Consider the following 17,387-nt stretch of genomic DNA (forward strand, 5'->3'; position numbering starts at 1 on the left):
ATTGCGGGCGATGAAAACAAACACCCATCCGAACGGACCCGCCATGGTCGTGCGCCACGTGGCCGCCACCGCCGCCAGCACGGCCTTTTATTCGCGTCTCCGCGCCCGCGTCCGCGCGGGCCATGCCGCCTTCGCCATATATACAATACCATTTTCCAATTATTTATGGACTTATCAAGACAGAGGGGAGCCTCCGGCTGAGCCGCGGCTCGGCGGGGACGCCTCGCCCTACCTCAAATATAAATCTCGGTCGTAAATGGTATAAGTCAGAACGACCGACCAACCTGAAAAAGGAGACAGCCATGAACGCAAAAAAGGAATTGGAAAAAATCATGTCCGGGACGGAGAGGATTGCGCTTGCTTCCTCTGTCGATAATATTCCGAACGTAAGAATATTGAACTTTGTTTATCTTGAGAGGGAAAAGATATTGTATTTCGCTTCAACCAAGGGAGACCCAAAGGAAAAGGAGTTTCTCAAAAACAATAAGGTCGCATTGACAACCATTCCCTCAAGAGGCCTTTCCCATGTCAGAATCCATGACGCCGTCGTCGAAAGAAGCAAAAGGAGCATTTGGGATTTAAAAAATGAATTTGTCGCAAAGATGCCTTGGTATAATGAAAACATAGAGCGAAACGGCGATACATTGAATCTTTATGAAGTTCATTTCTCGAGGTTGATGCTGCTGGCGGGACCGGACAGATCCCTGCAAATAGAACTATAATACCATTTATGAATGGGAATGGCCCTTTAGCAAAGGCACGGCGTGGAGGGACGACCTCCGTGTCGTCCGCTTCCGGGCAGAAGGACGACACGGAGGTCGTCCCTCCAGCTAAAGGGCCATTTTGTTTCATAATTGGTATTATAAATGGTTCTCCGGGTGCGCGGCAGCGACTGGGAGCGCCGGCATCCTGCCGGCTTTGGCGGCGCGGAGCGCCGTCGCACGGGCGGGACGCCCGTGCCACGCAATCCGCGCGACGCAAAAAAAGCGGGCCGCGCTGGAGGCGCGGCCCGCTTCGGGGCGGGATGCAAATGTATCCTGTTTCCGGTTACAGGCGACCGGCGTAGATCGCGGTGGCGCCGAGCTGCTCCTCGATGCGGAGGAGCTGGTTGTATTTCGCGATGCGGTCGCTGCGGCTGGCCGAGCCGGTCTTGATCTGGCCGCAGTTGGTGGCGACGGCGAGGTCGGCGATGGTCGCGTCCTCGGTCTCGCCGGAGCGGTGGGAGAGGACGGCGGTGTAGGCCGCCTTGTGCGCCATCTCGACGGCGTCGAGCGTCTCGGTGAGCGAGCCGATCTGGTTGACCTTGACGAGAATCGAGTTCGCCACGCCTTGCGCGATGCCCTTGCGGAGGAAGTCCACGTTGGTGACGAAGAGGTCGTCGCCCACGAGCTGCACCTTGTCGCCGATGGCGTCGGTGAGCTTCTTCCAGGTGGCCCAGTCGTTCTCGGCGGCGCCGTCCTCGATGGAGTCGATCGGGTATTTCGCGGTGAGTTCCTTGTAGTATTCGACGAATTCGTCGCCGGTGAACTGGCGGCCGTCGGACTTCTTGAAGACGTATTTGCCGGTCTTCTTGTCGATGAACTCGGAGGAGGCGACGTCGAGGGCGAGCATGATGTCCTTGCCGAGCTTGTAGCCGGCGGCCTTCACGGCGGCGGCGATGGCGTCGAGCGCGTCGGTGGTGGAGGCGAGGTTGGGGGCGAAGCCGCCCTCGTCGCCGACGGCGGTGGAGAGGCCCTTGGCCTTGAGCACGCCCTTGAGCGCGTGGAAGACTTCGCAGCCGGCGCGGAGGGCCTGGCTGAAGGTGTCGAAGTTCACGGGGCGGATCATGAATTCCTGGAAGTCGATGGGGGCGTCGGAATGCGCGCCGCCGTTCATGATGTTCATCATGGGGACGGGGAGGACTTTCGCGTTGGGGCCGCCAACGTATTTGTAGAGGGGCTGGCCGAGGGCGTTGGCGGCGGCGTGCGCGGTGGCGAGGGAGACGCCGAGGATGGCGTTGGCGCCGAGCTTGGACTTGGTGCCGGTGCCGTCGAGCTTGAGCATCTGCTTGTCCACGCCGACCTGGTCGAGGGCGTCGAAGCCGATGAGCTCGGGGGCGATCTTGTTGTTCACGTTGGCGACGGCGGCGAGCACGCCTTTGCCGCCGAAGCGCTTTTTGCCATCGACGCCCTTGGGCAGCAGCTTGGCGGCGGCGGGGGTGCCGTCGCGCAGTTCGAGGGCCTCGTGTTCGCCGGTGGAGGCGCCGGAGGGAACGGCCGCGCGGCCAAAGCCGCCGTCGGCGAGGTAAACGTCGACCTCGACGGTCGGATTTCCGCGGGAGTCGATGATCTCGCGCGCCTTGATTTCAGTAATCGTGGTGGTGTTCATGGAGAGAAACTTTCTGGTTCTCGTTGAGAGGATGAAAGGCGGATTGAATCGGGTCCGCGATGTAAGGAAAAGGCGAAAGTGCGCGCAAACGTTGAAAGTGCGGGGACGGTGAAATGAAAAACCGCGGGCCCCGTGCGGGGCGTCCGCGGTTTTTTATGCGGCACGAAATGCGGCGCGCTTAAGCCGGGCCGGAGCCGTGGCTGGTGGCATCGACGGAGAACCGTCCGCCGCCGGCCAGGACGATCGCGGCGAAGCCGGCGAGGTAGATGAAGGCCAGTTCCCCGCTCTGCTGGCCTGTAAGCTGCGAGTTGTGCACGGCGAAAAACGCGATCGCCATCGCCGCCGCGCCGCCCAGCGCCGCGAGGCGCGTGAACAGACCGACCACCAGCAGCGCCGAGCACACCACTTCGCTGAAGATGGCGAGGATGAGCGTGGTTTTTTGTCCGAGGCCGAAGGGGTCCGGGAAATGGCTGACCATGGCCGAGAAATTCACGACTTTCACCCAGCCGTGCAGCAGGAGCATGGACAGCCCGAGCCATGCGCGAAGCGCGAGCAGGGCCAGATTCACGCTGACCGGCACCGCGCGGAGTTGGAGGATGTTGACGAGGGAACTCATGACGCGCCCATCATGGGTATCAGCCGCGCCAAGACAAGCCGCCGATGGAGGGCGTGTCCGGTATTACATCCGCTTCAAACCGCCCCCCCCGCCCTGCCGTGACGACCGGCCCTCGCGGCGCCGATCAGCCTTTTGCCCTGGTTTTCGCGTTCTTGATCCTCCAGCCGATCCACAGCACCGCCACCCACGGCGGAATCAGCACCACCGAGGTCCACATGCCCGGCTGCGTCGCCATGACGACCAGGATGAAGAGAACGAACGCAAGGCAGATCCAGTTGGTATAGGGCGCGCCGAGCGACCGGAAGCGCGGCACATGGCCCTCGCGTTTTTTCGCCCGCCGGAATTTCAGGTGCGTGAAGCTGATCAACGCCCAGTTCAGCACCAGCGCTGCCACGACCAGCGCGATGAGGTAACTGAGCGCCTGCGCGGGCATCGTGTAGTTGATGATCACGCCGGCGCCGGTGCCGAGCGCGGACAGGCCGAGCGCGTGGACCGGCACGCCGCGGCGGTCCAGTTTCAACAGACTCTTCGGCGCGCTGCCTTTTTGCGCGAGGCCGAAGAGCATGCGGCTGTTGCAATACACGCCGCTGTTATAAACCGAAAGCGCGGCGGTCAGGATGACGAAATTCAGGATGTGCGCCGCATACGGGATGTGCATGTGTTTCAGAATGAGCACAAACGGACTCGCCCCGTAACTGTCGCCCGCCGCTCCCGCCGCGGCGAGGTCGGCCACCATTTGCGGCCAGGGCTTGAGCGCCAGCATGACGGCGACCGCGCCGACATAAAAAATCAGGATGCGGAAAAGGACCTGGTTGATCGCCTTCGGGATGGTCTTGTGCGGTTCGGCGGTCTCGGCCGCGCTCACGCCGACAAGCTCCAGGCCGCCGAAGGAAAACATGATGATCACGAGCGCGATGCAGAACGGCTCGAAACCGTTGGCAAAAAAGCCGCCTTCGAGCGCCCAGAGATTGGAAAGCGCCGCGTCCGGCCCCGCCCCGCCGGTCAGCAGCAGCCAGGCGCCAAATACAATCATGCCGATGACCGCGAGCACCTTGATGATGGCGAACCAGAACTCGGCCTCGCCGAAAATCTTCACGTTGGCGAGATTGATGGCGTTGATGACGATGAAGAAAACCAGCACCGGTATCCACTGCGGCATGGCGGGCCACCAGTAGTGAATATATTTCGCCACCGCCGTGAGCTCGGTCATGCCGACGAGCACGTAGAGCACCCAGTAATTCCAGCCGGAGAAAAAGCCCGCGAAGCCGCTCCAGTATTTATGGGCGAAATGGCTGAACGAACCCGCGACCGGCTCCTCGACCACCATTTCGCCGAGCTGGCGCATGATGAGAAACTCGATGATGCCGCCGATGACATAACCGAGCATCATGGACGGGCCGGCGAGCTTGATGACGCCGGCCGAGCCGAGAAACAGGCCCGTGCCGATGGCCCCGCCGAGGGCGATGAGCTGGATGTGCCGGTTTTTCAGGCCGCGCTTGAGCGTGCCGTCGGCATTGTGAGTGGGCGGCATGGCGGCGGGTGACGACGAATCCATCCGCCCCATCCATGTGAATATGCGGACGTTTTCAACAGCGTTTTATACAGATGGATTGCGCCGGATGCGTGGCCCAACACGATGCCGCCCTCCGAAATCTTTCCTCTTTATTCTTTCTCTTTCCTCTTTCTCTCCAAAACGTTTGGCGAGGAGAGAAAGAGAAAGAATAAAGAGGAAAGAAGAAAGATTCCGGCGGTTCAGTCCCGCCCGCGATACGAATGGAAAATAAACGGATTGCGCCAATTCCGGAGGAGCAGGTAGCCTGCCCCTCCCTTTCGTGCAGGCTCCAGCCATGAAAATTCCGCTCCGCATGTCGTGCCTCGTTTTTTTCGCCCTCGGCACAGGGGCGCACGCGCGCGCGGCCTACGCGCCGGTTCCGGAAGTCGAGCAGGGGAAAATGCTGACGTTTTATGTGAGCGGCCGGGTTTACCACGACACCAACATCTTCGGCGCGCCGCGGAACGAAATCTCCAGCATGGTGCATGAGTTGCAGCCCACCGCGGTCTTCAACATGTCCGCCACGCCGCAGACGTTTTTGTCCGCGTCCTACCAGCTCACGCTCGACTATTTCGAGGATCGTCCCGGCGACCGGACCATCGCCAGCCACAGCATGAGCGCGCGCGTGGCGCATACCTTCAGCCCGCGGCTGGAAGGCGAGATCAGCGACGTTTTCCAGATCGTGAAAAATCCCGAGTCGCTGCTTCCGGGTGTGTCCACCGTGCTGAACAGCGACCAGTCCTACAATTTCAACCAGCTCGACGGCCGCCTGCGTTACACCTGGACGAAGCGCACCGGGCTCGCCCTCAAGGCGCGCGCGGTCGATTTTGCCTACAAGACCGGCTCCATCGCCGAGGACATCGACCACGCCGAGTATCTCGCCGGGCTCGAGATGACGCACGCGATGCGCGAGGAATTGCAGGCCGTCGTCGAATACCGGCGCCGGCTCATCCGCTATGACCGCGACGGCTGGCGCAAGGACAAGGACTCCGACTACCTGCTCGCCGGCGCCGACTACGCGCTGGGCAAACGCAGCGCGCTCACCGGGCGGCTCGGCGGCGAGTGGATTCGCCGCAAGGGCGATGACGACTCGGTCGTGCCCTACGCGGAGCTGGCCTGGAAACATGACTACAGCGCCAATTCGTATTGGTCAGTCGGATACGCGTTTTCCGTGGTCGAGTCCTCCAACCTCGACCTCTACACCGATTCCTACACGCACCGCTTTTTCGCCAACATCCAGCACTCGCTCACCCCGCGCCTCACCGCATCGGGCTCCCTGAACTATGAACCCGGGACGCTCAACGGCCGCAAAGGACTGTCCGAAGACCGCGACGAGACCAACCTCCGCGTCGGCGCCGCCGTTACTTACTCGATATCAAAATATTGGGCATTTTCGACCACGCTCGACTACGACAGGATCGACTCCGACGACCCCGTGCGCGAACTCGAGCGCCTCCGCGGCGGCGCGAGCGTGCGCTATGTTTTCTAGCGCAACCGATTGGCTGGCGCTGCGTCTTCCCCGTCCTATAAATAGCTTGCTGCACGTTTGTATCACAAATTGCCTAGCCCACCGCCGCGACCCATGGCCCGACCCGATTCCAGTTCCGAAACCGCCGCTTTGCCCGAGTTTTTCCAGGTTCTCCGCCAAAGAAAATTTCTCATTCTCTTGGTCATGGCGCTGGTGGTCGGCACCGCGGCGGTCGTCACCGCGCTGCTGCCGAAGTGGTATCTTTCGACCATCAACATCCGTGTCGAAAAACCCGAGGGCAAGGTGGTCTTCGAAAACCAGGCCAACAATTACTACGACCCCTACTTTTTGCAGGACCAGTTCAAGGTCATCCAGTCGCCGAAGATCCTCAACCCTGTCATCGAAAACCTCGGCCTGAACCGGAGGATCGCCGCTCTCCTCGGCGCGTCCGCGCCGTATCCCACCGACGTCACCTACGAGTATCTCACCAAGAAGATGCTCCGCGTCGAAATGCCGCGCAACACCTCGCTCCTCGAGGTGAACGTCTTCTCGCGGGACGCCGCGCTCGCGGCCGCCATCGCCAACGAGATCGCCCGCGCCTACTCCGAGGACCGCATCGCCTTCGCCACCGCCGAGCAGCGGGCCGGCCTCGATCAGCTTCGCAGGGAACTCGCCGGCCAGGAGCGCGCCGTCGCCACGCAGCGCGACCTCGTCGAAAAACTCCGCGCCCAGCTCAACATCTCCGGCGTGAACCTCGTCACCCCGCAGGGCGGCGACATCGAGATCGAGACGCTGCGCCAGATGCAGAACACGCTCGTCGCGCTCAGGGTCGACGCCATCGGGCGGCGGGCCCGCTATGAGAATTTCAAAAAAATCCCCGAAGCCGACCGTGCCAACCTCGTCAATTCCGAGCTCATCACCGACACCAACATCCAGAATCTTCTCCAGGCCTACCTCGTCGCCGACCAGAACGTCACGCGCCTCCGCTCCCGGCTGGGCGAGGCGCACCCGGAGCTCATCACCGCGACCGATAACCGCGCGAAAATCCGCGAACAGCTCGACGCCCAGCTCCGCGGCTACGAGAACGGGCTCGAAATTTCCTGCAAGGAAGCCGAGGCCCGCGTCGCCGAGCTCGAAAAACAACTCGAGGAGGCCCGCGCCCGGCAAATCACCTCCTCGACCGACCGCATGCGCCCGTTCGAGGAGGCCGTACGCAAGCTCGATGACGAGACCCGCCTGCTCTCCACCGTCAAGCTCGTCCTCCGCCAGCGCGAGATCGACTACCAGGTGCCCAAGCGCACCATCGAGATCCTCAACACCGCCGAGCCCGCCCGCCGCGCCGCGCGCCCGAGCTGGCCGCTCAACCTCACCTTCGCGTTTCTCTTCGGCGCCGTGCTGGGAGTCGGCGCCGCCGTGCTCATCGAGTTTTTCGACGCCAGCTTCCGCGGCGTCGCCGACGTCGAACGCCGCCTCCAGCGCCCCGTGCTCGGCGTCATTCCCGCCTCCGCCACCGCGAGGCGGCCCAACGAGGACAGCGGCGATCCCGCCGACGCGGAACCCTTCCGCGTGTTGCAGACCAACATCTCGCTCGCGCGCAAGGACGCCGCGCCCGGCCGCACGCTGGTCATGCTCTCCGCCGGTCCCGGCGAAGGCAAATCCACCACCCTCCTCCGCCTCGCCCGCGCGATGGGCGAGGCCGGCGCCCGCGTGCTCCTCATCGATTCCGATCTCCGCCGCCCCACGCAGCACCAGCTCACCGGGGCCGCGAAGGAGCCCGGCCTCGCCGACCTGCTGCAAGGCAAGGCGACGCTCGACGACGTCACGCGCCGCTCCATCGCGCCCAACCTCGATTTCATCCCCTGCGGCTCCGTCGGCGGCTTCACGCTCAGCCTGCTTTACGCCGACCGCCTGAAGGCGCTGCTCGCCGGGCTCGGGAAAAGCTACGACCGCATCATGTTCGACGCCCCGCCGATCATCGGGGTGAGCGACGCCTCCGTCATCACGAGCCTGGTGGACGACGTGCTCCTGCTCGTGCAATACCGCCGCAACCCGCAAAGCATGGTCGTCCGCGCGCAGCAGATCATCGCCGGCCTGCACAAGGAAATCCTCGGCATCGTGCTCAATCGCGTCCCCAAGAACGCGGGTGATGACTACGGCTACTACACCAACAACTATGCCTATTACAGTTCGCGCGACGTCCGCCGCCGCTCCCGCAGGCACCGTTCCGGCCGCGACCGCGACGACGAGGCCGACGCCCGCGAAACCTTCACCGAACCGGAACGATAAGCACGAGCGTGGCCGACAAGACCGCGCGGCAGCGCGAGCGTAGCGCAGGCATCTTTGCCTGCCGTCGAAAAAGAAAGGCGCGAAGCGCCGCTGACTCTTTTTCTTTTCCTGAAAAATGCCGCGCTTCGCGCGATAAGGTAACGATGGCAGGCAAGGATGCCTGGGCTACGCGTTGACGCGTTGCCGCCCGCTCCTCGCCAGGCGGATACCGCTGCTTTGCGAAGCCTTTGCCGGCCGCCCCGGGAATCCCGGCATTGCCAAAGGCGGAACGGCGCGCTCAAGCTGGTCGCGCCATGGATGCCTACGCACATGCCCGCCAGCTCATCGACCAAGCCCACTCCGCCGACCCGGCGCGCACCGGCGACGGACATCCCGCCGAGCTTGTTTACGCGGACAACATGGAACGCTGGCTCCTCCGCCTCGCGCCCGGTGCCCCGCCTTTGCTCCGGCTCGGCGCGCGATGCCAGCATCTCGAACGCTGGTCGGTCCCGCGCTCCAGCTACCCCGAAGGCCGCGCCGCGTATCTTTCGTGGCGGAAGTCGCTCTACAAAAAACAAGCCGACCGCGCACGCGAACTGCTGCTCGAGGCCGGCGTGGCCGCCGCCGAAGCGGACGAGGTCGCGGTGTGGGTTTCCAAGACCGGGCTCAAGGTCAACGCCAGCACACAGGCGCTCGAGGACGCGGCCTGCCTCGTGTTTCTCGAAAAGGAAATCAACGCCTTCGCCACGCAACACGCCGATTACCCGCGCGAGAAATTTGTCGATATCATCCGCAAGACCTGGCGCAAAATGACGCCCGCCGCGCAGGCGCTCGCGCTGACGATCAACCTTTCCCCGGAAATCGGCGCACTGGTGAACGAGGCATTGGCCGGACAAGCCCCGGACCCCAAACCTCAAATTCCAAGACAATCCCCTTAGGGGAAATTTTTAAAATAGCGCACTTTGAAAAATCCAGAAAAGAAAATTTTAATCGCGGAAGCACGGAATGCCGGAAACACGGAATGTCATAATATGAAAAGGATTTCATGATTTTTCGCGCTTCAGCCCTTTCGCGTTTCCGCGATTAAAATGTATTTTTCAAACTGCCCAATATAAAGAGCCCGCGCCGTTTTTCCGGCCTTTGGTGCTAAAATTTATTTTTTTAGGGATGCCCGGGCTCTCCTCAGATTTTCCGCTCCTCCCGACATTCGTTTTCCATCCTTTGGTTTTCCCACCTTCTCCATGAAACCCACCCTTCTCGTCCTCGCCGCCGGCATGGGCTCGCGTTACGGCGGCCTCAAACAAATCGACCCGGTCGGGCCGTCCGGCGAAACGCTGCTCGACTACTCGGTGTTCGATGCGATCCGCGCCGGCTTTGGGCGCGTCGTGTTTGTGATTCGCCGCGACTTCGAGGCGTTGTTTCGCGGAAAAATCGGCGCGAAATATTCGGGCCGCGCGCAGGTCGATTATGCATTTCAGTCGCCGGACGACCTGCCGCCCGGCTTTGCCGCATCGCCGGAGCGCGTGAAACCGTGGGGCACGGGGCACGCCGCCTGGTGCGCGCGCGAAATCGTGCGGGAGCCGTTCGCGGTCATCAACGCCGACGATTTTTACGGGGCGGACGCGTTCCGCCGGCTCGCGGATTTTCTGCGCGGCGCGCGGGACGACGAGGCCGCGCTCGTGGGCTTCACGCTTTCGCGCACGCTGTCGGAAAGCGGCGCGGTCTCGCGCGGCGTGTGCGATGTCGCGCCGGGCGGTTTGCTGCGCGGCATCACCGAGCATACCCGCATCGTGCCGGCGGATGTCGGTCCCGGAAAAAAATTCAGTGGAAACGAGACGGTCTCGATGAACTGCTGGGGATTCGCGCCGCGGATTTTCGAGGGACTTGGCTCGGGGTTTTCGGAATTTCTCAAAATATCCGCCGCCTTGCCGTCGGCGGAGTTTTATCTGCCCGCGGCGGTCTCCGCAATGGTCGCACACGGCACGCTCACCGTGCGCGCGCTCACGGCCGACGCGGACTGGTTCGGCATCACCCACCGCGAAGACAAACCGCGCGTCGCCGCCGCCATCGCCGCGCTGGTAAAGGCGGGGGCGTATCCGGCGAAATTGTTTTAGGGAAACGCACGCCTTGATAGGAGCGGCGGCGGGGGCGCCACTGCTTCGGCAGTGATTTCCCCGATGGTGGCCGATACCAATGTCCTGATGAATTTGGGCTTTATACATCACCGCGCTTCGCGCCTTCTGTTTCGACGGCAGGCAAGGATGCCTGCGCTACGGCGCGCTGCCGCGCGCATCTGTCACTGACTCCACGGAGACCGTCCCTCCATTATGGCTGCACTGTTATATTTTGAGTGCGGATTGGTATAAACCCTCCGAGGATGTAACCCAATGGATTACAATCCAGCACGAAAATACAATAGATTATACCAATTACCAATGAAATTTACACTTTAGGTAGGGCGAGGCGTCCCGCCGAGCCGTTGCTGGTCTCCGGCTCGGCGGGACGCCTCGCCCTACCTAAAGTATGAAAATGGTATTATACGGGCGATGCCCTGAATGCCCTTGGCGAAAAACGGGGCCGCCGGCTGGGCAGGACTCCATGGCATTTTATTATTTCGCGCCGGGCGCGGGAACGGCGGTGATGAAACGGTCGAGCGGCGTGTTGTCTTTGATGAAACCGAGCTCGCGCGCCTGCTTCACGAGTTTCTCGAAAGGCGGAAGGGATGCGTCGGCGGTGAAATGAAGGCGCTTCCACGACGCTTTCACCAAGTCGAGCGGGATTTCGCGTTTCACGGTCTCGGTGATGCCGCGCTGCACAAGCGCCTGTGCCTCGGCGGGGTTTTTGTTCACCCACTCGGTGAGTTCGCGATGCGCCTGGGTGAAGCGCGCGACCAATTCCGGCTTCTCCTTGAGCGCGCGCACGCTGGCGACGAGCACCGTGGTGATCGCGTCGGATTCGTCCACCAGCACCCTGCCGCCCGCCTCGCGCTCGATGCGCGAGACCCACGGCTCCACCGTCCAGACGGCGTCGATCTGGCCTTGCTGGAAAAGCGCGAGCTGGTCGGGATTGGCGGTCGGGATGACGGAGACGTCGCCGCCGGTCTGCGTGACGTGGAAGCCCTGCGCGCCGAGCCACACGCGCGCGGCGATGTCCTGGGTGTTGCCGAATTGCGGCGTGGCGAGTTTCTTGCCGGCGAAGTCGGCGGGTTTGTTGATGTTCGCGGCGGGACGGATGAGGAGCGCGGCGCCGCCGTTGGCCGAGCCGGCGACCACGCGGATGTCCTCGCCCTTGGTGCGCATGTAGGCGTTGAGCGAGGGATTCGGGCCGACGTAGGTCATGTCGATGGAGTTGACCATCATGCTTTCCATCGCGGTGGGGCCGGCGTTGAAGGCAAACCACTCGACGCGCACGCCGGGGCCGAGGCGCTGTTCGAACCACGCCTGTTCCTTTTTCTCGGCGGTGAGCGTGCTGCCGATCACGCCTTGCGCATGCGTGATGTTGGGGAAATAGCCGACGCGCAGCACGGTCTGGTCGGCGGTTTTCCGGCCGCAGCCGGAGAACACAAACGCGAGCGCGGGCAGCAGGAGCGCGCAGATGAAGGCGGGGAAGCGAGGGTGTTTTTGGATCATGGCGGGTCGATGGTTTGGTGTTGACTTAAATAAACCGCGAAGGACGCGAAGAGCGCGAAGGATTTTTATCAATTCATCCACGAGAAGCGCGAAACAGCGGGCGTGGTGCCTTTCTTTGCGTTCCTTCGCATCCTTCGCGGTTATCAAATTATGGGCCTGGCCTCAAATGCCTTCGCGGTAGAGAAATTCGCCGAGGCCGGTCTCGAAGGGCGTGGTGAGGGGCGAGGGTTTTTTCGAGGCGTCGGAGCGGCGGGTTTTCGGCTTGCCGTCGCGCGCGCCGGTCACGTGCGGGCTGACCACGAAGGGGAGGTTGACGTTGTCGGCGCGCATCTTGCGGAGCGCCACGCCGGCCACGTCGGCGAGGGTGTAGCGGTCGAGGATGTTGCTGATGGCGTTGCGGACATCGAGCATGAGCATGCGCAGGCCGCAATGGGTCTCGTCCGGGCACGAGCATTTTTCGTAGGCGGTCTGGCTGACGCAGCCGATGGGCGCGAGGGGGCCGTCGAGGTGGCGCACGATCTGCCCGGCGACGATTTCACGGGCCGGGCGGGCAAGGCGGTAGCCGCCGTATTTCCCGCGCACGCTTTCGAGGAAGCCGCCCTGCTTGAGCGCGAGGAGGATTTGCTCGAGGAATTTCACGGGGATCTTCTCGCTCTCCGCGAGCTCGCTGAGTTGCAGCAAATCGCGACCCAGCTCGTGGGCAATCGCCATGTCAATCATGGCGCGAAGGCCATATTCGCCGCGTTTGGAGAGGTTCATCGTCAGGACAATGTAGATCAATGCGGTATGGATTGGGAAGCCGCTTCATGGTGAAAAAGGAGAAAAAGGTGCGCCGGGGACGCAGCCGCCGGCTGCGGGGCGGCGTGGAATGGACGGACTGCCCGCGTGGCGCCGCGTTTTTCTCAAAGTTTTTTCCCGCTTGGGGTTCGCAAAGGCGACGGCATGTGTGCAGGCTTCCTGTCGTGCATCGCCCAGACGTCGCCCAACACGCCCGAACTGTCGGCAAACAACGCCCGCTGTCACTCGGCGTCATCTTCCTGACGCTCTACATCGACTTGGTCGGGTTCTCCATCATTTTTCCGCTGGGACCCGATTTGCTCGGGCATTACCTTGCGATCGACGGCGAGGGCGGCCTCCTCGGCGGACTCGCGCGGCAACTCGCCGCCGCGGCGCGTTTTTTCGGCAATGACTCGCATCTGCCGGTCGTGCTGTTCGGCGGGCTGGTGAGCTCGGTGTTCTCGGTGCTCCAGTTCGTGTTTGCGCCGTTCTGGGGCGGGCTGTCCGACCGGCGCGGGCGGCGCGGGGTGCTGTTTTTCACCGTGGCGGGCACTGCGGCGAGCTACCTGCTCTGGGTCTTCAGCGGCTCGTTCTGGGTTTTCCTGCTGGCGCGCGTGCTGGGCGGGGCGTTTGGCGGCAATCTTTCCGTCGCCACCGCGGCGGTGGCCGACGTGACCACGCGCGAGGAGCGCTCGCGCGCGATGGGCATGGTGGGCGCGGCGTTCGGGCTCGGGCTGGTGACGGGGCCGCTCATCGGGGCGCTCACGGCGCGCATCAATCTGCTCGATGCGTGGCCGGGGCTCGCGGCGTGGGGCGTGAATCCGTTTTCCGCGTCGGCGCTGGCGGCGTTCGCGCTGGCGCTGGTGAACTTCGTGTGGATCGGGCTGCGTTTCCGGGAAACGCTCACGGACGAGGCGCGGCGGCAGTCGGCGGAGCCGCGGCTGCGCAATCCGCTGCGCGCAATCCTCTCGCTCGACAACGCGCCCGTGCGCGGCGTGAACCTGGTGGCGTTCGTGTATGCGCTGGCGTTTGTCGCGATGGAAACGACGCTGGTGTTCCTGAGCGCGGAGCGTTTCGGCTACCGTCCATGGGACAACGGCATGCTCATGGGTTTTCTCGGGCTGTGCTCGATCCTCACGCAGGGGATGATCGTGCGGCGGCTTTATAAACGGCTGCGCGAGACCACCGTGCTGGCGGCCGGGCTGGCATGCTCGACGCTCGGGTTTCTCGCGGTGGGCTATGCGCCCGCGCCGTGGGTGCTTTATGCGGGCGTGGGGTTGCTCGCGCTCGGCGGCGGCCTGGTCAATCCATCCACCACCGGGCTCATCTCGCTCTACGCGGGCGCGGCGGAGCAGGGGCGCGTGCTGGGCATCTACCGCTCGCTCGGCTCGCTGGCGCGCGCGGTCACGCCCATCGCGGCAGGCGTGATTTTTTTCACGCTGAGCGCGCACCGGCTTTACTTGCTGGCGGCATTGCTGGCATTTTGCGCGTGGCTGTTAAGCAGACGACTGCCGCAGCCGGAAAAATAACGAATGCCACGCCCGCGCCAAAACCCTCCCGCCGCCCCGGCCGCCCCGGTCCGCCGCCCCGTGTTCGCGTCGCGCGCGGCGGCCGGCCTGCTGCTGGCGGCGCTGGTGCTCGCGTTTTCCGGCTGCTCGAATCTCACGCGGCTCTACAAGCGCGAATCGCGCCCCGGCCAGACCAAGGTGCGCGCGGACGTGGTCGAGGTGAAGTCGCAGGTCATCGGCTCGCACTTCGTGGTCGAGGCCAAGGGGGACAAGCGCGGCCCATGGCGCTTCCTCATCGACACCGGCTCGTCGGTCACGCTCGTGTCGGAGGAATTTTACAAGGCCAACGCGATGCGCGACACGCGGCTCTCCTCCTCGAGCGTCGGCGTGCGCTCGGCCAGCGGGCAGGTCGCGTATCTCCAGTCGGGCAACGTGCGCGAGATCCAGCTCGGCAACGGCGGCGCCCGCTTCCTGAACGTGCCCGTGCTGCTCTACAACTGCGGCGAGCTGTCCGCGCACCTCGGCGTGAAAATCGACGGCGTACTCGGTTTCCCGTTGTTTCGCGACACGGTGTTCACGCTCGATTACCCGCGCGGACGCATGACCATCTCGCCCGCCAGACGCGAGCCCCCGGCGCAAGGGCGGCTGATCGCCTTCAACAACGACCAGCGCACGCCCATCATCCCCGTGCAGCTCGGCGGCGAGACCTTCGCCGTGCTGATTGACTCCGGCAGCGACGCGCCGCTCATGCTCAACCCCGTGGGCCTGCATCCGCGCTTCTCGGTCGAGCCCCGTCCCGGCGCGGCCGTGGGCACGCTCACCGGCGACCGCAACCAAGTGATCGGCCGCCTCGCCGGCACGCTGAATCTCGGCGGCCACCAGTTTGAGCAGCCGCTCGCCGACCTCACCGACCAACTCTCGGCCATCGGCGGGAAAATCCTGTGCCACTTCCGCGTCACCTTCATGCCCGCGCGCAACCAGATGCTGTTTTACCGCGACTCCGACACCCCCGTCACGATGGGCCCGCTGCGCAGTCCGGGCCTGAGCTTTTCCAAGACGCCCGCCTACTGGCGCGTGCTCGGCGTCGTGCCCGGCTCGCCCGCCGAGGCGAGAGGGGTGAGAAAGGGCGACCTCGTGTCGCGCATCAACGGCGAACCGGTGTCCAACTGGTCGCTGCAACGCTTCGACGCACAGGTGCGCCACGCCGACGAGATCACCTTCACCTTCGTGCGCGGCAGCGACGAGGCGCCGGTCATCATCCCGACATTCAACTTGGTGCCGTGAGTCGTGAGCCCCCTCTCTCAACGCCCGCCGTGCTTTATCTTGAGGCATGCGCAACATTTGGCTCTTTACAATACATCATCAAATACTGATATGTTGATTCATCAATGATTCCCGACCTGCCCATCGCTGATCTTTTTGCCCAAGGCCGGCCCCTGCGCTCGCTGGAATTTTTCCCGCCGAAGGATGACGCGGGCGTCGCCGGGCTGCGCGAAACGGCCACGGCATTGCGGCGCATCAGGCCGGATTTCGTGTCGGTCACCTACGGGGCGGGCGGCGGCACGCGCGAACGCACGACGCAGGTGTCGGCGTTGCTGCGCGGGGAACTCGGGTTCACCGTGATGCCGCACCTGACCTGCGTCGGGCATTCGCGCGCGGAACTGGAGGGGATGGCCGACCGCATCCACGCCGGAGGCTTCCGCAACATCATGGCGCTGCGCGGCGACCCGCCGCGCGGCGCGACGGAGTTCAAGCCCGCGCCCGACGGACTGCGCCACGCCAACGAACTGGTGGCGCTGCTCAAGGCGCGCCACCCGGACTTCTGCCTCGGCGTCGGCGGTTATCCCGAGCGTCATCCGGAAGCGCCGTCGATGGAGGCGGACCTGGACAACTTGAAACGCAAGGTGGACGCGGGCGCGGCGTTCGTGACCACGCAGTTGTTTTTCGACAACAACGCCTATTACCGCTTCGTGGACCGCTGCCGCGCGCGCGGCATTCTCGTGCCCGTGGTGCCGGGCATCATGCCCGTGCTTTCACTCAACCAGACGCAACGCTTCACGCAAATGTGCGGGGTCGCGCTGCCGGCGGTGCTGACGAAACGCCTGGAAGCCGCGGGTGACGACGCCGGCACGGCGGAGGCGGTGGGCATCGACTGGGCGCTGGCGCAAATCCGCGACCTGCTGGCCAACGGCGCGCCGGGCTATCACGTGTATATCCTGAACCGCGCCAAGTCCGCCCTCGCGCTCGCGGCCGGCCTGGCGGCGTGACGCGATTGCCGAAAGGGGCATGAACGGCGGCGCTCAGCCCGTCAGCTCCACCGCGCCGTTTGCCCGCGGCTCGCCGCCCAGCGCATCGACCAGCGCACCCTCGCAAGGCACGCGCACGAGCAGAACATCGCGGCGGCGCGCCGCTTCGCGCCAGAGTGCGAAATGCCGCGCGTAGGCGTCGCGATAACGCGCGGCCAGCGCGTCGTCGATGCGCTGGCGCCGCGTTCCGCCCGTCTCGCAATCCGTCAGTTCCATGTTGCCCCGTCCGGGGGCCTCGGCCTCGGATTCCAGCGCGGGGGCGAACACCAGCGCCAGCCCCCCGCCCGCGGACATGCCCGCAAGCAGCGGAGCCGGATCGCCCGGAAACAACAAGTCCGACACGAACACCTTCAGCGCGCCCGCGCGCCACGGCAGCGGGCCGGGCAAGCCCGCCGCGTCACGGGCGGCGGCGTCCCTGCCTGCTGTGGAAAAGCGTCCGATCCGCCCCGCGCGGGCGGATTCCGCCGGCACGGATCGTATCATACTTCCGGATACCGAATGCACGCGCGACGGCGCGCCCGCGCGGTCGGCGCTCGCCACGCAAAACGCCGCGAGCGCGTCGAGCCGCGCCGCCTTTGCCGCCGTGAAAGTCATCGAGCCCGACACATCCACCATCACGTCCACCAGCGGCGACACCTCCGCGCGATAGAGCTTCATCGTGAGCTGCCCGGTGCGCGCGTAGGCCGCCCAATGGATGTGGCGCGGGTCGTCGCCCGGGATGTAGTCGCGGTGATCCTGGAAATCGATCGAGCTGCCCGCGCCGGCGCCCTGCCACGCGCCCTGCCGCCCGCGCCACACCTGTCTGCCAAATGGCAGGTGGTAGCGTGCCGCCGCGAGCGCTCCTTCGCGCATCGCGGCGAGTTCCGCGTTTTTCAGCGCGGCGTCCGTGGACAAAGCGG

Annotated in this window: 15 protein-coding genes; 9 read left to right on the plus strand and 6 right to left on the minus strand. The window is 64.2% G+C overall.

The genetic code is table 11. From position 1 onward, the window contains the following. The first annotated feature begins 10 nt into the window (after window positions 1-10). Window positions 11-256 carry a hypothetical protein gene (locus OH491_RS13760; RefSeq protein ID WP_068770744.1) on the plus strand — a complete coding sequence of 82 codons (246 nt, stop codon included), beginning with the start codon at window positions 11-13 and terminating at the stop codon, window positions 254-256. Between the two features lie 46 nt (window positions 257-302). Beyond that, a complete protein-coding gene (locus OH491_RS13765) occupies window positions 303-722 on the plus strand; it encodes a pyridoxamine 5'-phosphate oxidase family protein (RefSeq protein ID WP_068770743.1) in 420 nt (139 codons plus the stop codon). A 325-nt stretch (window positions 723-1,047) separates the two neighbouring features. Here OH491_RS13765 and eno read toward each other — a convergent pair whose 3' ends face one another. The 3 genes from eno to OH491_RS13780 form a co-directional block, all read right to left on the minus strand. After that, a complete protein-coding gene (gene eno / locus OH491_RS13770; protein ID WP_068770742.1) occupies window positions 1,048-2,367 on the minus strand; it encodes a phosphopyruvate hydratase in 1,320 nt (439 codons plus the stop codon). A 178-nt stretch (window positions 2,368-2,545) separates the two neighbouring features. Next, entirely contained in the window at window positions 2,546-2,983 is a 438-nt protein-coding gene (locus OH491_RS13775) for a DoxX family protein (protein ID WP_068770741.1), read from the minus strand. A 124-nt stretch (window positions 2,984-3,107) separates the two neighbouring features. Further along, a complete protein-coding gene (locus OH491_RS13780) occupies window positions 3,108-4,514 on the minus strand; it encodes an amino acid permease (protein WP_068771152.1) in 1,407 nt (468 codons plus the stop codon). A gap of 316 nt (window positions 4,515-4,830) precedes the next feature. Between OH491_RS13780 and OH491_RS13785 the strand changes: the two genes are divergently transcribed. The 4 genes from OH491_RS13785 to OH491_RS13800 all read left to right on the plus strand — a co-directional run bounded on the left by OH491_RS13785 (window position 4,831) and on the right by OH491_RS13800 (window position 10,382). Next, entirely contained in the window at window positions 4,831-6,024 is a 1,194-nt protein-coding gene (locus OH491_RS13785; RefSeq protein ID WP_068770740.1) for an outer membrane beta-barrel protein, read from the plus strand. A 93-nt stretch (window positions 6,025-6,117) separates the two neighbouring features. Further along, on the plus strand, window positions 6,118-8,289 hold the full coding sequence (locus tag OH491_RS13790) for a GumC family protein (RefSeq protein ID WP_068770739.1): 2,172 nt from the start codon (window positions 6,118-6,120) through the stop codon (window positions 8,287-8,289). Between the two features lie 293 nt (window positions 8,290-8,582). After that, window positions 8,583-9,206 (plus strand): DUF4202 domain-containing protein, encoded by a 624-nt coding sequence (locus OH491_RS13795; RefSeq protein ID WP_068770738.1) that lies wholly within the window; start codon window positions 8,583-8,585, stop codon window positions 9,204-9,206. Between the two features lie 303 nt (window positions 9,207-9,509). Continuing rightward, window positions 9,510-10,382: a nucleotidyltransferase family protein gene (locus tag OH491_RS13800; RefSeq protein ID WP_068770737.1), complete on the plus strand. Its 873-nt coding sequence runs from the start codon at window positions 9,510-9,512 to the stop codon at window positions 10,380-10,382. A gap of 495 nt (window positions 10,383-10,877) precedes the next feature. On the opposite strand, the gene OH491_RS13805 is transcribed toward OH491_RS13800, so the two are convergent. Both OH491_RS13805 and OH491_RS13810 read right to left on the minus strand, forming a co-directional pair. Next, window positions 10,878-11,897, minus strand: a complete 1,020-nt coding sequence (locus OH491_RS13805) for an ABC transporter substrate-binding protein (RefSeq protein WP_068770736.1) — start codon at window positions 11,895-11,897, stop codon at window positions 10,878-10,880. 162 nt (window positions 11,898-12,059) lie between these two features. Further along, on the minus strand, window positions 12,060-12,656 hold the full coding sequence (locus OH491_RS13810) for an Rrf2 family transcriptional regulator (RefSeq protein WP_084442330.1): 597 nt from the start codon (window positions 12,654-12,656) through the stop codon (window positions 12,060-12,062). 203 nt (window positions 12,657-12,859) lie between these two features. Between OH491_RS13810 and OH491_RS13815 the strand changes: the two genes are divergently transcribed. From OH491_RS13815 to metF, 3 genes are all read left to right on the plus strand, one after another. Beyond that, window positions 12,860-14,203 (plus strand): MFS transporter, encoded by a 1,344-nt coding sequence (locus OH491_RS13815; RefSeq protein ID WP_068771151.1) that lies wholly within the window; start codon window positions 12,860-12,862, stop codon window positions 14,201-14,203. 3 nt (window positions 14,204-14,206) lie between these two features. Continuing rightward, window positions 14,207-15,466 carry an aspartyl protease family protein gene (locus OH491_RS13820; protein ID WP_068770734.1) on the plus strand — a complete coding sequence of 420 codons (1,260 nt, stop codon included), beginning with the start codon at window positions 14,207-14,209 and terminating at the stop codon, window positions 15,464-15,466. A 104-nt stretch (window positions 15,467-15,570) separates the two neighbouring features. After that, window positions 15,571-16,449, plus strand: a complete 879-nt coding sequence (metF, locus tag OH491_RS13825) for a methylenetetrahydrofolate reductase [NAD(P)H] (RefSeq protein ID WP_068770733.1) — start codon at window positions 15,571-15,573, stop codon at window positions 16,447-16,449. Between the two features lie 33 nt (window positions 16,450-16,482). Here the strand turns inward: metF and OH491_RS13830 are convergent, their stop codons facing one another. Next, on the minus strand, window positions 16,483-17,382 hold the full coding sequence (locus tag OH491_RS13830) for a DUF58 domain-containing protein (protein ID WP_334319383.1): 900 nt from the start codon (window positions 17,380-17,382) through the stop codon (window positions 16,483-16,485). Window positions 17,383-17,387 lie beyond the last annotated feature (5 nt).

Origin of the sequence: Termitidicoccus mucosus, from assembly GCF_038725785.1 — a bacterium.
GTDB classification, from domain to species: domain Bacteria; phylum Verrucomicrobiota; class Verrucomicrobiia; order Opitutales; family Opitutaceae; genus Termitidicoccus; species Termitidicoccus mucosus.

What these genes read in the sequence shown, in the direction of transcription:
- OH491_RS13760 (WP_068770744.1), top strand. Translation starts at nt 11, where the DNA reads ATGAAAACAAACACCCATCCGAACGGACCCGCCATGGTCGTGCGCCAC.
- OH491_RS13765 (WP_068770743.1), top strand. Translation starts at nt 303, where the DNA reads ATGAACGCAAAAAAGGAATTGGAAAAAATCATGTCCGGGACGGAGAGG.
- eno (WP_068770742.1), bottom strand. Translation starts at nt 2,367, where the DNA reads ATGAACACCACCACGATTACTGAAATCAAGGCGCGCGAGATCATCGAC.
- OH491_RS13775 (WP_068770741.1), bottom strand. Translation starts at nt 2,983, where the DNA reads ATGAGTTCCCTCGTCAACATCCTCCAACTCCGCGCGGTGCCGGTCAGC.
- OH491_RS13780 (WP_068771152.1), bottom strand. Translation starts at nt 4,514, where the DNA reads ATGCCGCCCACTCACAATGCCGACGGCACGCTCAAGCGCGGCCTGAAA.
- OH491_RS13785 (WP_068770740.1), top strand. Translation starts at nt 4,831, where the DNA reads ATGAAAATTCCGCTCCGCATGTCGTGCCTCGTTTTTTTCGCCCTCGGC.
- OH491_RS13790 (WP_068770739.1), top strand. Translation starts at nt 6,118, where the DNA reads ATGGCCCGACCCGATTCCAGTTCCGAAACCGCCGCTTTGCCCGAGTTT.
- OH491_RS13795 (WP_068770738.1), top strand. Translation starts at nt 8,583, where the DNA reads ATGGATGCCTACGCACATGCCCGCCAGCTCATCGACCAAGCCCACTCC.
- OH491_RS13800 (WP_068770737.1), top strand. Translation starts at nt 9,510, where the DNA reads ATGAAACCCACCCTTCTCGTCCTCGCCGCCGGCATGGGCTCGCGTTAC.
- OH491_RS13805 (WP_068770736.1), bottom strand. Translation starts at nt 11,897, where the DNA reads ATGATCCAAAAACACCCTCGCTTCCCCGCCTTCATCTGCGCGCTCCTG.
- OH491_RS13810 (WP_084442330.1), bottom strand. Translation starts at nt 12,656, where the DNA reads ATGAACCTCTCCAAACGCGGCGAATATGGCCTTCGCGCCATGATTGAC.
- OH491_RS13820 (WP_068770734.1), top strand. Translation starts at nt 14,207, where the DNA reads ATGCCACGCCCGCGCCAAAACCCTCCCGCCGCCCCGGCCGCCCCGGTC.
- metF (WP_068770733.1), top strand. Translation starts at nt 15,571, where the DNA reads ATGATTCCCGACCTGCCCATCGCTGATCTTTTTGCCCAAGGCCGGCCC.